Raw genomic sequence first — 15,392 nt, 5'->3', positions numbered from 1 at the left:
TGACATCAAATCTGTCACTAACCCGTAGAAGCTTGTGCTATCGTTATCTTCGAATAGGGGTTGGACTCCCCTCGGTTTGCTTTGACGGAACTGTATCGAGATTCACCCCCAATCGAAGAAAATTACAGTATATGTGAAGGTGAATCCCGACTCCATCACTATTGAACCAGGATTCACCAGAGATGTGAGAAAGATCAGGCACTATGGAACCGGTGAACTTGAAATAACAATCGTGAATGACGAGCAGTTTAAAAAGGCCAAATCATTGTTACTTAAGAGTTATGAAGCAAGTTAACATTCTCGACTTTTTGGATGATTTACTACGCCACCTCCCTACACAGTCTGAGCATCACGCAGCGACGGATTGTGTTTTCGCACAGCCACGGTTCGCCTCCATACTATAAATCCACAACAACGAAAAAGGAGCTTTGCCACTGTAATGGTGGCAGGCTTCTTTTTGTATTTCCCTGCATGACTCTGTTCAGCCGGAAAAGCTCTTTTTTATAGTGTTGTCTCAGCTAACACGGAGAAGCAATTTCGAGCTTGGATTTACGAAGAAAAAGAAAATATAGGCATTTAGATCAGTAACAAGAGCGGAGCGCGATTCATATGTTGTCATGAGTATTAGAATTGGCGTTTATGCTGCCAGTAAAACGGTTTTTTAAAAATGGAGGTAAGAGTATGAATGATTTTAAAAATGATCTGCAGAAATTGAATGTTTCCAAGTTTAAGGCGAGTGAGATGACTCCTTGGAACGCTCAAAGCGATCAGTCAGCTCGACTGTGCTTCTTCTTCAATTGTTTCAATTGCTTCAGGTGCTTCAATTGTTCTAATTGCTTCAATTGTCAAAACTGCTTCAATTGCCAAAACTGCCACAACTGCCATAACTGCCATAACTGCCATAACTGTCAGAACTGTCAGAACTGTCACCGTGGAGGACGATAAGGTAGTTTTTGCCGATAAGGCAATGTTTGTGTCCAATATTACTTATTTCTCTACGGAAACAGTGGCTGCTTAATGAGAAGAGAAAGGAACGTGTATCATTTTGATGTGCATCCCTAAAATAGATGTTAGAAAAACCCCTGGGTTAATCTAATCTAATTTAGGGGTGTTTTGCGTTGGTAACGAAAGGGCAGAAGTTCAAACGTTACAGTCATGAGGGACAAATAGCTGTACATAAGATTACTTGTGAAGTGTTGAGGCAGATTGAGAACAGCCTACGGAGGAGGAATAGAATGACAAATTTGAACCCTTCGATGCGTCTAAAGGTTAAAAGGGATACATTTTTTCTCCCTGATTTGAGCGGTGTGTATTTTCGAAACAATGTAAGCTCGTTCCGCATGGAAGGTGAGGCGATCGATCAGTGGATTGAAACACTGATACCGATATTCAATGGGGAGCATAGATTGGGGGATTTGACTGACGGATTGCCGGACCAACACCGGAATCAGGTATATGAAATTGCAGAAGTTTTGTATCGTAACGGCTTTGCTCGGGATGTGAGCCAAGATACTCCACATCAATTGCCGGAAGAGGTTCTCAAAAAGTATGCTTCTCAAATTGAATTTTTGGATCATTTCGGTGATTCGGGTGCGTATCGTTTTCAGTCCTATCGTCAGACCAAAGTATTGGTGGTCGGTTCCGGTCCATTTTTGATCTCGGCGATTTCAGCGCTCCTTGAATCCGGATTGCCCAAATTTCATGTACTGGTCTCGGGTTCAGATTCGACGGATCAGCAACGGATGTCAGAACTGGCGGCACATGCCCGTAAAACCGACTCCGAGGTGGCAATAGAGGAGGTTACCTTGCAGAAGGAGGGGGGGAGTTGTTGGCGGGAGGCTGTGAGGCCGTTTGATTCGATTTTGTTTGTGTCACGGGAGGACGATGCCCGGGAACTTCGAGTTCTTCATGCGGCTTGCAAGGAGGAGAAGAAGGTATTTATTTCTGCTGTATGTTTGCAACAGGTGGGTCTGGCGGGACCGTTAGTACATCCGGATCTTGAGGGATGCTGGGAGTCAGCGTGGCGTCGCCTACACCAATCCGCAATTTCTAAAGACCCACAACTGCACACCTTTTCTTCCACAGCGGGAGCGATGTTGGCCAATGTGAGCGTGTTTGAACTATTTAAAAAGATTACGGGAGCGAACGATTCGGAACAGAATAATCGATTTTTTCTGCTTAATCTGGAGACTTTGGAAGGAACGTGGCATTCGTTCCTGCCCCATCCGCTTGTGACCGGACTTAGCGCACCTGAATGGATTCATGATTTCGATCTTCAGCTTGAACGGGGAACAAACAAAAGTGAGAACGGATTGATTCCTCATTTCAGCCGGCTGACATCGGTGGAATCAGGGATTTTTCATGTTTGGGAGGAGGGGGATTTAACGCAGCTACCGCTCTCTCAGTGCCGCGTTCAGGCTATCGATCCGTTATCGGAAGGACCGGCTGGGCTGCTACCGGAAATGATCTGTACCGCTCTGACGCATGAGGAGGCGCGGCGGGAAGCGGGGCTGGTCGGGCTTGAAGCATATGTTTCGCGAATGGCAGATCGGATCGTTTCGACGCTGCCCTCCCATCCGGGAGTAGAGGGCAGCTGGATTGAAACGCAGGAGTTTATTGGCATCGGAGCAGGAGAAACGGTTGCGGAAGGCATTTGCCGAGGGTTGCAAAGGTGTTTAGACGAAGTATTGGGCAAGCAGCAGGCGTGTCAGTTGCCTTCGGTCTCTCCGGTACAGTTAGGTGCGGTAGAAGATAAACACTGCCTTTTTTATATAGAGGCATTGACGACGATGAAGGGAGCACCGGTGATCGCCTTGGGAGAGGAAGTGTCCGGATTTCCTGTGGTATGGGTCGGTACGAGTGATTGCTGGTATGGCAGTGTAGACTTAAATGTGACATTGGCTTTGCGGAAGGCATTACAACAGGCTCTGCTGGGGGCACAAAACCAACCGGATGGCATCAAATCGCAATCATTGGAGTTTTCGACCGTACATCTGGAAGAACAGGCCCCACTAAGCCTTGAGATCCCTACATGTGAAGCATCGTCACAATCGGAGGTTCTGCAGTCCGCCTTACAGGTTTTGAATCGGAACCGTAAGAGGCTGTTGGTCTTCGATCTGGCGGTAGAACCGTTTTTGAAGGAGGAAGTGGCAGGGGTGTTTGGCGCGGTGCTACGAGAGGAGGGATCCCGGTGAGCGCTATGATTGTGATTGTTGGCGAAGGGGTGCTGGCGGACTGCGTGTGCGGAGAACTGTCAACCCAATTTGAGGTCGTTCGTCAGATCGATTTCGAGGCAGGAGTACCGGAAGCGGTAGATTTGGCTCTGGTGTTGCACGATGCTTGGCATCCTTACGTTCATCAAAAGGCAGAAGAGGTGCTGCAGTCCGCCGGCATTCCTTGGCTTCGCGGCTTTGTTTCATTTGGTGAGGGCGTGATCGGACCGCTGGTTCGCCCGGGTACACAAGGGTGCTCCCAGTGTGCAGACACGCGGCGCCTCATGGCAGGACGCGAACGCAAGGAAATGCGGGAGCTGCAGCAGAGGCTGGTGACACATGGGGGAATGCTGCGTGATGCATGGGCGTCACGTACAGGACTTTTGCAGGTGGCTCACTTGCTGGTAGTAGAGGCACGGAGAGTGTTACAAGGCGAAACGGTTCAATCTGCAGGGAGTGTGTTTTTGATCAACCTTAAAACGCTGGAGAGCACACTTCACCTCATTCTCCCTGACCCGCTATGTCCGGTTTGTAGTCAATTGCCTGACGATTCATCGACAGCAGCCCATATTTCGCTAGAACCAAGTCCAAAGATCAGCTCAGACAGTTACCGCTGCCGCCGGGTGGATGAGCTGAGTAAAGTTTTGACCCAAGACTACATGGATTACCAGACCGGTTTTTTGAATGGGAAAATGGTTGATCTCAAGTCGCTATTTGCCGATGTGAGTGTGAATCTGCCGTTGTTCGCAGAGGACGTTGGAACAGCAGGCCGGACTCATTCCTATGCGGTGAGCGAGTTGACCGCCATATTGGAGGGGTTGGAGCGGTACTGCGGTCTGGCGCCTCGAAGCAAACGGACGGTAGTCCGTGACAGCTTCAACAATTTGAAAGATCAAGCACTCGATCCCGTCAAAGTAGGGGTGCATACGGAGGAACAATATGCCCAGCCGGGGGCTCCGTACACAACGTTTAATCCTGACCACCCGATGAATTGGGTATGGGGCTATTCGTTTTTGCAAGAGCGTCCGATTCTAGTTCCGGAACAGCTTGCCTATTACAGCATGGGCTGCGGGCACAGCTTTGTGTTTGAAACTTCCAACGGATGTGCGTTAGGTGGAAGTTTGGAGGAGGCTATTTTTTACGGCATATTGGAAGTGGTGGAGCGGGATTCATTTCTAATGACATGGTATGCGCAGCTGCCTCTCCCGCGCCTTGACCTAAATTCCGCTAACGACCAAGAATTGCGATTGATGATCGATCGTTTGCAGGCAGTGGCAGGGTTTGATGTGTATTTCTTCAATTCGACGATGGAGAATGGGATTCCAAGCGTGTGGGGAGTGGCGAAAAACAGGAAACAAACAGGAGTGAATCTCATCTGTGCAGCCGGAGCTCATCCAGATCCGATACGGGCCGTGAAAAGTGCGGTTCACGAGTTGGCCGGTATGGTGCTGACGCTTGACGAGAAATTGGATGCGAACCGGGAGGCGTATGTTCGAATGTTCCATGATTCATCCCTGGTACAGGAGATGGAGGATCATTCACTACTTTACGGATTGCCGCAAGCGGAGGAGCGCCTGCAATTTTTGCTGGATGACAATCGCCCGTTGAGAACGTTTGAAGAGGAGTTTAAGCGGGGGGCAAGGCATACCGATTTAACGGATGATCTGAAGGACATTCTTAATGCATTCCACCGATTGAATCTCGATGTGATCGTGGTGGATGTAACAGCGCCGGAAATTAATCGAAATGGACTGCATTGCGTGAAAGTGCTGATCCCGGGGATGCTGCCGATGACATTCGGTCATCAGTTTACCCGCCTGGCAGGGTTGGAGCGGGTGCTCCGGGTACCTGTGGAACTCGGGTACGCGAAGGAGCCGCTTAAGCTAGAAGATCTCAATCCATATCCGCATCCATTTCCATAGTATCAAAAATAGAAACGTGGCGTGGTTGACCACCCTCGTTCATATAAGGAGGGACAAGGATGAGTCTGGAGGCGTTTCTGCACAATCTGCAGTATGACATTGACAAGACCAAACCGCTGGACTTGGTGGTGGATTGGGAAGACGGACCGCTTGCATATAAGCTCTATCGCGGTTTACCTGTGGTTCCGTTATCTCCGGAAGTACCGCTGACGCTCGAAGGCGGTGAAACGCCGGTGAAGCCCGACCTTCGTCTAATAGGTCATTTTCTCTGGTATGTATTCGGGCTCACTCAATTGTCCCAGTCAGTCCTTGCCTCGAATTCCATGGTGCAAACCATGGGCCTGCTGCAGCTGTACCGGCGGTTTGCTCCCTCCGGGGGAGCGTTATATCCGAATGAATTATACGTGTATCTGAAAATAGAGGATTTGCCTGCGGGGGTATACCATTATGATGTGGCTCATCACCGTTTGGTGTTGCTACGCGAAGGTGACTTCGATTCTTATTTAGCCAGGGCTCTTGGTAATCGCTATGACGCTTCGGCTTGCTTTGGTGCGGTTTTTGTATCGACTATGTTTTGGAAAAACTTTTTTAAATACAATAACTTTTCCTACCGCCTGCAAGGACTTGATGCGGGTGCGCTGATCGGGCAACTCTTGGAAGTAGCCAAACGGTTTGGCTTTGCGTCGGGGGTGTTTTTTCAGTTTCTTGATCGAGCCGTGAATGATCTTCTCGGGGTATCCGAACAAGAGGAAAGCGTGTATGCGGTGATTCCGCTGTCGGTGGAGCCCGCAATCCCCGGGTTTGCCAATAGGAATGAGGGAGAGGAGATTGTCTCCGCCACCGAATTATGCCGGGAGTTGCCAACGGTTCAGCATAATCATTACGTCCGGTCCTGGAGGGTTAAGGAATTTCCGATGCTAATCAAAATGAACGAAGCATCCCTATTGGAATCGCTTCGGTCGATACCGCGAATCGGGGAGGAGATGATCGTTCACTGTGAGGATCAAGCGGTGGCTCTTCCCCGCGTGAAGCGATTGTTGTATGATCTGGCGTCAGTAAGCCGAAAGCGGTATTCGCCGGACAGTGACTTTATGATGAGCAAGGTAAGCCAAGAGCAGCTGGCCTTACTGCTGCAGGAGGCAACGGCTTCCTTCAAATATTGGAATGATTTGGATGGGGACCGTGAGAACCCTGTTTCCCGCGTTTCATTGTACGTCTGTTTGTATAACGTTGATGGTATTCCGGAAGGTGCTTACTATTATGACAGCGCTGCTCATGCATTACGATTGATACGTCATGGGGATCATCGGCTCCAGCTGCAGCAAGGAATGCCTTCTGATAATGTGAACCTGTTTCAAGTGCCGCTATGCTTTCATATAGCAGGGGACAAGGATCATCTCGTAACAGCGATGGGGTATAGGGGATACCGCATCCAACAGATGGAAGCGGGGATGCTCGTACAGCGTTTGCTGTTAGCAGCATCGGCTATCGGGTTAGGGGGACATCCGCTCCTCGGATTTGATGCCAGATTATGTGATGAAATCTACAAGATGACTTCGGGAGGATTAACCAGCCTAATCCAAATCCCGGTAGGACCCTATCGTCATAGCCCCCGCTTAACGGGAGGGTTACATGGCTAGTATTAGAAAAGCGACCTCATGAGGTCGCTTTTTTGCTTATTCAGTCTCGAAGGGGTTGAGGTAAACCGCTTCAGCTCTAGGTTTCCCAGCTTTTATTAATTCGTGAGTGGACACTAACATCCGGAGAATATAACATGAAGATAAGCGATAAGGCGTAAGCGAGAGGACGTTATTTCGTAATTTCGGAAGTAAAATTAATTTGCTTGGTTCTGTCGTTGACCGTTTTTACCATGCAATTAGAGATATCGAAAGTCTCAGGCAAAATGATTACTATTCTATCACTAAATGGAGAACGCTTATGAACTATGATTGTTTAATTGTGGATGACGAGACTGTCCTTGCGGAAACAACAAGTGAGTACTTTAATATGTTCGAGGTCAAATCCGCTTATGTAACTAGCGCAGAAGCGTGCGAACAGTTTTTACGAGAAAATGAAACATCGCTCATCCTCCTGGACATCAATCTCGGTGATTCATCCGGCTTTGATCTATGCAAGAGGCTACGGCAAACAACGCAGATTCCAATTCTGTTTATTAGCGCCCGTTCTAGTGATGACGATGTACTCATTGCACTCAACATAGGTGGAGATGATTACATACAGAAGCCCTATACACTCAGCATATTGCTTGCCAAAGTGAAGGCTGTGCTCAAAAGGTACGGCGGGAATAGCAGTCCTACTGAAATCCTGGAATTCGGCCAGATCAAGATCGATTGTATGCTTTGCCGTGTCCGTGTGAACGGTGTAGATATAAGACTCAAGACGTTGGAATATAAATTGCTCTGCTATTTAGCGAAAAATAAAAACAAGGTAGTCACCAAAGAAGAGTTGTTCCACAATGTGTGGGGGGATTCCTTTACCGGAGATGGAACGCTCAATGTACATATCCGTCATTTACGTGAAAAAATTGAAGTCAATCCGAACGAACCGCAATATATCAAAACTGTATGGGGAACGGGATACGTCTTAGAGGATAGTAAGTCATGAGAATAAAATGGATCTTCTTATTAATCCTTATTGTTTTTATTGCAGGTGTTTCTTTTTCTGTACTAGTACTTGTGACGAAGGAAAATACCGATGTGAATATTGTCGCTGTGAATGAGGTATTAAAGACGGTTGAAAGCCATTGGGGACATATCGGACAAGGAGATTACAGCACATTAAGGGAGCACTTTGCCGTTCTCGATAACAGTGGCAACGTGCTCTACCAAACGGCAGGCGGACTTTCCACTACGATAAATGATGCCATCAAAAACAGAGATACGATCACAGACATAATGGTAAATGGTACCCCTGAAGGTAAGCTTATTATTTACAATGATTATAAAGAAATGATTCAACAGATCAAGAAACAACTTGTAATTGTGATTTTTATGACATTTACCACGTTAGCGGTGCTGTTTACACTATGTATATTATTTATAAATTATACGGTATTTAAACCATTCCAAAAGTTGCAGAGCTTTGCTCTAAATGTGGCGAGAGGAAATCTAGACATTCCTTTGGAAATGGACAAAAATAATACGTTCGGCGCTTTTACCGAAAGCTTTGATATCATGCGCGAGGAATTGGCAGTAGCGCGTAATAGTGAATATGCTGCAAACCGCAGCAAGAAGGAACTCGTTGCCAGCTTAAGCCATGACATTAAAACACCTGTTGCCTCCATTAAAGCGGTGACCGAACTCATGCTGCTGCGTGCTGCCGATGAAAAGGTGATCAAGCAGTTAAACATGGTCTATTCAAAAGCAGAGCAGATTAATCTACTTGTGACCGATATGTTCCATGCGACTTTGGAAGAATTGAAAGAGTTAAAGGTTACGGTAAGAGAGGAATACAGCAATGTCCTTAACGGTATGATTGCGAATGTAAATTACGATGATCAAATCAGCTGTGAGCCAATACCGGATTGTATCCTCTTAACGGATGTCATGCGTCTGCAGCAAGTAATTGATAATATTTTGAGTAATTCATATAAATATGCGGGCACCAATGTTACGATTACTTCTCGTATATGCAGCACTTATTTAGAGATGGACATCAATGATTATGGGAATGGCATCTCGGGGGATGAATTACCTCTCTTGTTCAACAAATTTTATAGAGGAAATAATATAGGGGGACAAAGCGGGTCAGGGCTTGGCTTGTACATTTCCAAGTATCTTATGCAAAATATGCAGGGTGATATTGCATGCTATAACCGTGAGGATGGATTTACCGTTACACTAAAAATTAAGCTTGCCTAAGCGAATTAAGAAACGGTTAAGGATTGGACAAAGATTAAATAAGAATTGCTCTTGTATGATAAGACTGTAATCTACTTTACAGTCTTATTTGTATGTGGATTGAATAGATAACACTTTAAATATGTCAATAAAGGATGGTTATCCATGCAAAACGTAATATTAAGAACAGAAAAATTATGCAAAACCTTTTCTAGTGGTGGTATTCAGCAGCATGTGTTGAAAAATCTAGATATCAGTCTTATGGAGAGGGATTTTACGGTAATTATGGGCAGCTCGGGTTCGGGGAAATCCACCCTGCTCTATGCGCTATCGGGTATGGATAAACCCACATTGGGTGAAATCCATTTTGAGGAGCAGAACATCTCCAAGTTGAATAATGATCAGCTTGCCGTTTTTAGAAGAAATAATTGCGGTTTTGTGTTCCAACAGATCTATTTACTGGACAACATGAGTGTATTAGATAATGTGCTGGCAAGTGGCTTGTTGGTGAGTAAAAATAAGCGTGAAATTGTGTCCAAAGCAAAACAGTTGCTTGCACAAGTGGGATTAGACGAAGCTTCATGGGGGAAATTCCCCTCCCAGCTCTCCGGCGGTGAAGCACAGCGGGCAGGCATCGTGCGCGCATTGATCAACTCTCCGAAAATCGTTTTCGCAGACGAGCCAACCGGTGCGCTCAACTCCGCTGCAAGTGATAGTGTGCTAGATGTGATGACCGAAGTCAACCACAATGGACAGAGTATTGTGATGGTCACACATGACATCAAGACGGCTTTGCGGGGAAACAGAGTGCTCTATCTGCGTGATGGCGTTATTTACGGAGACCTAAAGTTAGGTGCCTACCATGTGGATCACAACCGTGAACGGCATGAAAAGTTAAACGCATTTCTTGCTGAAATGGGGTGGTAAGATGAAAATCGTTAATCTTGCCTTGGCCAACATCAAAAAAGGCAAAGGTGCGGCAATCTCTCTGTTTATTTTGATATTTATTGCCGCGCTGCTGCTCAACGTAGGAATGACGGTTATTTCCAAAATGAATACCTTCTATGATGATAAGGTCGAAGAACTGCATGATGCGCATGTGAGCATTATTATGAACAGCTCTGAATATAAACCATCCTATGAAGATTTCCTCAAAAACTATTCTGGCGTGAGAGAAACAGAAACGGAACAAATCATTCTAATGAACACGGCCAAGTTCCGATATGGTGATAGCGATTTGTCTCTTGGTGCTGCGATACTCAATGCGGATGCAAGCCGAAGGTTTTCACCACTGAAGCTAATTGAAAAGCTGGATTCGATCAATAACCAAGATATGTATGTTCCCTACAGCTTTAAAACAAGCGGTGGCTACAAGCTGGGTGACAACTTCACAATCAACTACCAGGATAAGGACTACAGTTATCGAATTGCTGGATTTTTTGAGGCAACCATGATGGGTACGAACAATAATGGCATGATGAAATTCCTTTTACCAGATACTTCCTATCATCAGTTGTCGGATAAGCTGGGTAAGACTGTGGACGGCATCCTTATGTCCGCGAGCCTTACGGACAGTACACAATCGGCTGAGCTGCTTAACGACTACAACAAACAATTTTCGCATCCGCATTGGGGGGCTGACATCGTGATGATGAAAAGTGTCAACACGATGACGGTCAATATTGTCGCGATGATTCTGGTTGCGTTTGCGGCAGTGATTGTGCTTGTGTCTTTGATCGTCATCAAGTTCCGTGTGACCAACAGTATCGACGATGGCATGGTGAATATCGGCGTCCTTAAAGCGGTTGGTTATACCAGCTGGCAGATCATCGCATCCATGGCATTACAGTTTATGCTAATCGCGCTTTCTGCTGGTGTCATAGGAGTCTTAATCTCTTATACCGCAATGCCCGTGTTCGGTGGAATTATTTCCTCTTTAGCCGGACTGCAATGGTCCCAGAGCTTCGACATAGCGATTAATCTTGTTAGTATCCTGGCTGTTGTTGTATTGGTGCTGACGGTGGCATTGCTCTCCTCCTCACGTATCAGAAAACTTCATCCCGTTGCAGCGCTGAGGGGAGGTATCATGACTCACAGCTTTAAAAAGAATCTTTTCCCGTTAGAGAAAGGCAAGGGTGGACTCCATTTCGTGCTCGCTTGCAAAACAATGATCAAGAATAGTAAGCAGAACATCATGATTGCCATGATCATTGCAGCAATCACCTTTGCCTCCATCTTCTCCATCGTTTTATATTACAACGTTGCGGTAGATAAAACTGCGTTTATTCATCTAGTGGGTTCGGAGACGTCTAATGTAGTTATTCAGTCTAATCACGACGTCGATGGCGACAAATTGCTTGCAGATATTGAACAAATGGATGGTGTGACAAAGACCGCATTACTGGAATTTACTACAGCGACAATGGATGGACAAAGCGTTTATATGAGTATATCGGATGATTACAGTAAGCTAAATAACAATGTGGTCTATAAAGGTCGAAATCCGCAATACGACAACGAAATCGCGGTTTCTGGGGCGTTGGCAAAGCTGCTTCATAAAAGTATCGGCGATACAGTTAAGGTGGAAATGAACGATGTATCCCGTCAGTTCTTGATTACCGGGCTGAGCCAGTCTTTAAACTATATGGGGAAGATTACATCTGTAACTTTACCTGGGGTACAACATCTAATCCCTGACTATACAGGCACGATAATAAATGTCTATCTAAAAGATGTAGGTAATGCCGACTTTATCCGAGACTTCAAAGCAAAGTACGGAACTTTGATAAAGGATATAACGGATGTAGATGAGATGTTGGCTAGCCAAAGCAGTGTTTATATCTCAGCAGTGTTATCCGTCATGGTCACCATTCTTGCGATAACCGTGCTGGTCGTCGCTCTGATCCTATATCTCGTCATCAAAACGATGATTCTCAAGCGCAAGAGGGAATTTGGGATATTAAAAGCTACAGGGTACACCACTCTTCAACTTATGACCCAAATCGTACTGAGCTTTGTTCCCGTTGTGATCGTGGGTGTAATTATCGGGGGGGTGCTAGGAAGCCTGTGTACCAACTCTGTACTTACACTGCTGCTATCGGGCGCTGGGATATACAACGTGCAATTTATTGTGAATATTCCCCTTATCGTTATGCTTTGCGTCGGTCTTATCGTATTGGCCTATCTCATATCGATGCTAGTAGCTCGCAGGATTAAGCGGATAACAGCTTATGGGTTGATTACGGAGTAGATGATTTGTTGGCTTAACCATCAAAAACCAGTTGTCGCAGATATTCTCTGTGACGACTGATTTTTGTGTTCAGAGATACGATAGGAACAATGATTTCGACGCGTGTACTTGGCAGCAGGCAAACAAAGAAGCTTCCAAAAACCACGGACCACGTGAGATGGAAGCTTCATTTTCTGTGATGGATCAGCGGAATCCGATGGATTGGGAATTTGCCAGATACGATTATGATGCATAACGTTTGGCTTGCGTATGGAACATTTCGGCATACGCGCCTTGCGCAGCGAGTAGTGTCTCATGATTACCTTCTTCGATAATCTCCCCGTTATGCAGCACGATGATTTTGTCTGCGTGTCTGCAACTACTCAAACGATGAGAGATCATGATCGTTGTTTTTCCTTCATATAAAGTAGCGAAGTTATCATAGATTTCCGCTTCCGCTCGCGGATCAAGCGCTGCTGTCGGCTCATCAAGAATAACAATTTGTGCATCTCGCATGAAAGCGCGGCTTAACGCTATTTTCTGCCATTGTCCGCCGGACAGCTCGTGTCCATTATGAAACATCGCACCGAGTTCCGTATCCAAGCCGTTAGGCAGTTTTCCGATTAATTCTCCCACGCCGGCTTTAGCGGCTGCAGCTTCGATATAAGCATCATCATCGATTTTGGGGTGTCCCATGGCGATGTTTTCGCGAGCGGTCAATTGATAACTCTCAAAATCCTGAAACACCGCAGAAACATTCTGACGCATGCCTTTGGGATCGATTGTACGGATGTCCACCCCGTCGAAAAGAATCGTTCCCTCGTTGGGCAAATACAGCCCCAGCAAGCATTTCACAAGCGTACTTTTGCCTGCGCCATTTTCACCCACAATCGCGATCTTTTCTCCCGGCGAGATAGTGAAGCTGATCCCTTTTAGCTGAGGAGAGGTGTGCGTCGCATAAGTGAAAGACAGATTTCTGACCTCAATTTGCGACGTTAATTTTTCAGGAAATTTGCGGTCTCGATCTTTGGAGTTCTCCTCTTCCAAATCGAGAAAGTGCAAGACTTCATTAATAAACAGGCTTTCTTCGTAGACGGCGGCGATTGAGTAGCCCAATCCGGAAATGATCGACTGAATTTGCTGGAGCGCTTGCGTTAACGATACATAATGACCAATCGTTAATGCGCCACTGGAACCAAACATAATAAGCACAATAATCACGCCGATATCCAGTGCGATTTGGGAAACATACACAAGCAGCATCTTGCTATCGGTACGCTTGCGCAGATCATATTGTTCGTCCCCGGTCTTCCAGAACAGGCTTCTCCATTTATAGGTTAAATAAGGCACGTAATCATAGATTCGTGCTTCTTTGGCTGAGCTTCGGCTATGTAGGATGCGAAGCAAATAATGAACTTTTCGTTGTTCCGGTGTTTGGGTCATTGCCTGATTATATTTTTGTTTACCGAAATGAGCATTAACCAAAATATTGGGAATAATCATGATTAGGACGATGGCCGCCAATATCCAATGGAAAGACAGTAAAATGGATACTAGTCCCACTAAAGTTATTATATTTGATCCAATGGTTAGCATTAAATTAACCAGATTAAAACCTTTAACATCTACACCAAACGCCACCCTCTCCAATTGATCATAATAATCGGGGCGGTCAAAGTAACTTAACGGTAATTGAGTGGCTTTGTTGATTAATAATTGTTCAAAATAAAATTTCAGTTTTTGTTGTGCTCGAAATCCAATGACAGAATCTAGATAACTACAGAAGCGATCAGCGATCAGAATCAACGCCTGCAGAGACAGGATGAAATAAACTTCGGAAGCGATCCCCTGCTGTTGTGTAAATAGTAAGGTTACCAAATCAACCAATTCTTTAACGATGTAAATTTGGGCAACAGGAAGTAAAGCAGTAATGATTCTAAGCAGGATGAGCAGGAGGGTTGCACCAGGAATGACTTTAAGCATAAGCGGCATGAAACGGCTGAATACACTTAAAACCACCTTATTTTTATCCGCGTTATTTATCTGCATGTAAGTTCACCTTTATTTTATAATAAAGAGGAGAGCGCTGATCGATCGCTCTCCTCTTTTGTGTGTTACTATTAGATAACATTTACCGCATCTTTAGGAGATGCTCAACAACCGCAAGAGGACTCTTGCTCATATCTACAATTTGTTCCCGCGTACCAATATGTTACTTTTACCATATAAGTATTTGGAGAACATTGCTGTTGATAACAATAGCTACCTGCTGAAGGACATGACATAAGTATAACCACCTTTAAATAAATTTTATTTTAAATACATTCATGTAACGATATCTTGTAGATTACAATCCTGATGACCACGGATAGATACAACGGTCATCCTGAATACTTCTTTAGAAAATACTAACAACCGCAAGAGGACTCTTCCTCATACCTGCAATTTGTTCCCGCGTACCAATAGGTTATTTTTACTTCATAAGTATTCGAAGCACAACGCTGAGAAACACAATAGCTACCTGCTGAAGGACATGACATAGTTTCACCTCCTTTCCGTAATTCTAATTTCTTGTTAAATTAATTTTTCATAATAATCGTTTTCATTTTTATGATGCTTTAGGGACGACGGTTTGTTGAAGCAATGCGTTCAGTTGTTCCCTGTACTGCACCACACTTTTGGCAATAACCTCTCCTTTAGGAGATAAATAATAGACAAAAGGAAAGATGCCAGTCTGGAAGGATGTCGGAGAGTCGATTGGCATAACTGGAACCGTCAGTCCATACTGATTGATGATCTCTACTACATCGGGTTCTTGACCAACCATCAGAATAAGCGATTGAAATTGAGGGCTCTGCTGGTGGAACCTCTCCAGGACAGGATATAGTTCTTTGCAAGAAGTGCACTTTGCATCTGTAAAAGCTATCAAGAATCCATGTTTTTGTTTGCCGAGTTGTTTTAAATCAATCAAGCCTTTGTTAACGCTTTCGAATTGGAACTGAGGAAACAATGCTCTTTTGGGAAGTCCGTGATCTTCTTCAATAAGGCCGGGCCCAGCATCCGCTGTGCTTTTTGCGGCTTGTAATTTTCGTCCAAATTGAATAATAAAGTAGGACTGCAGAGCAATAATTGCCCATAGAAATGCATAGGATAGATTGAACAGATTCAT

Annotated in this window: 11 protein-coding genes; 9 read left to right on the top strand and 2 right to left on the bottom strand. The window is 45.2% G+C overall.

The window, feature by feature from the left end; translation table 11 throughout:
* Nucleotides 1-639: 639 nt before the first annotated feature.
* The 9 genes from B9N86_RS31065 (at nucleotide 640) to B9N86_RS27860 (ending at nucleotide 12,479) form a co-directional block, all read left to right on the top strand.
* A complete protein-coding gene (locus tag B9N86_RS31065) occupies nucleotides 640-945 on the top strand; it encodes a heterocycloanthracin/sonorensin family bacteriocin (RefSeq protein WP_425298626.1) in 306 nt (101 codons plus the stop codon).
* 290 nt (nucleotides 946-1,235) lie between these two features.
* Nucleotides 1,236-3,194, top strand: coding sequence for a putative thiazole-containing bacteriocin maturation protein (locus B9N86_RS27895; protein WP_208916342.1), 1,959 nt, complete (start codon nucleotides 1,236-1,238; stop codon nucleotides 3,192-3,194).
* A gap of 5 nt (nucleotides 3,195-3,199) precedes the next feature.
* On the top strand, nucleotides 3,200-5,134 hold the full coding sequence (locus B9N86_RS27890; protein WP_425298625.1) for a TOMM precursor leader peptide-binding protein: 1,935 nt from the start codon (nucleotides 3,200-3,202) through the stop codon (nucleotides 5,132-5,134).
* A gap of 59 nt (nucleotides 5,135-5,193) precedes the next feature.
* A complete protein-coding gene (locus B9N86_RS27885; RefSeq protein WP_208916338.1) occupies nucleotides 5,194-6,774 on the top strand; it encodes a SagB family peptide dehydrogenase in 1,581 nt (526 codons plus the stop codon).
* Nucleotides 6,775-7,072: 298 nt separating this feature from the next.
* The gene (locus B9N86_RS27880; protein WP_208916336.1) at nucleotides 7,073-7,759 is read left to right on the top strand and encodes a response regulator transcription factor; all 687 of its coding nucleotides are present in this window, start codon (nucleotides 7,073-7,075) and stop codon (nucleotides 7,757-7,759) included.
* Entirely contained in the window at nucleotides 7,756-9,015 is a 1,260-nt protein-coding gene (locus B9N86_RS27875; RefSeq protein WP_208916334.1) for a HAMP domain-containing sensor histidine kinase, read from the top strand. The genes B9N86_RS27880 and B9N86_RS27875 overlap by 4 nt, the downstream gene beginning before the upstream one ends.
* Before the next feature lie 144 nt (nucleotides 9,016-9,159).
* On the top strand, nucleotides 9,160-9,921 hold the full coding sequence (locus B9N86_RS27870; protein WP_208916332.1) for an ABC transporter ATP-binding protein: 762 nt from the start codon (nucleotides 9,160-9,162) through the stop codon (nucleotides 9,919-9,921).
* A gap of 1 nt (nucleotide 9,922) precedes the next feature.
* Complete coding sequence (locus tag B9N86_RS27865; RefSeq protein ID WP_208916330.1) at nucleotides 9,923-12,244, top strand: ABC transporter permease; 2,322 nt, start codon at nucleotides 9,923-9,925, stop codon at nucleotides 12,242-12,244.
* 49 nt (nucleotides 12,245-12,293) lie between these two features.
* Nucleotides 12,294-12,479: a hypothetical protein gene (locus tag B9N86_RS27860; RefSeq protein ID WP_208916327.1), complete on the top strand. Its 186-nt coding sequence runs from the start codon at nucleotides 12,294-12,296 to the stop codon at nucleotides 12,477-12,479.
* Here B9N86_RS27860 and B9N86_RS27855 read toward each other — a convergent pair.
* Both B9N86_RS27855 and B9N86_RS27850 read right to left on the bottom strand, forming a co-directional pair.
* Nucleotides 12,467-14,272, bottom strand: a complete 1,806-nt coding sequence (locus B9N86_RS27855) for an ABC transporter ATP-binding protein (protein ID WP_208916325.1) — start codon at nucleotides 14,270-14,272, stop codon at nucleotides 12,467-12,469. The genes B9N86_RS27860 and B9N86_RS27855 overlap by 13 nt on opposite strands.
* A gap of 559 nt (nucleotides 14,273-14,831) precedes the next feature.
* Complete coding sequence (locus tag B9N86_RS27850) at nucleotides 14,832-15,392, bottom strand: TlpA family protein disulfide reductase (protein ID WP_208916323.1); 561 nt, start codon at nucleotides 15,390-15,392, stop codon at nucleotides 14,832-14,834.

Origin of the sequence: Paenibacillus uliginis N3/975, from assembly GCF_900177425.1 — a bacterium.
GTDB classification, from domain to species: Bacteria; Bacillota; Bacilli; order Paenibacillales; family Paenibacillaceae; genus Paenibacillus_AQ; species Paenibacillus_AQ uliginis.
This window is presented reverse-complemented; position numbering and strand designations above follow the sequence as displayed.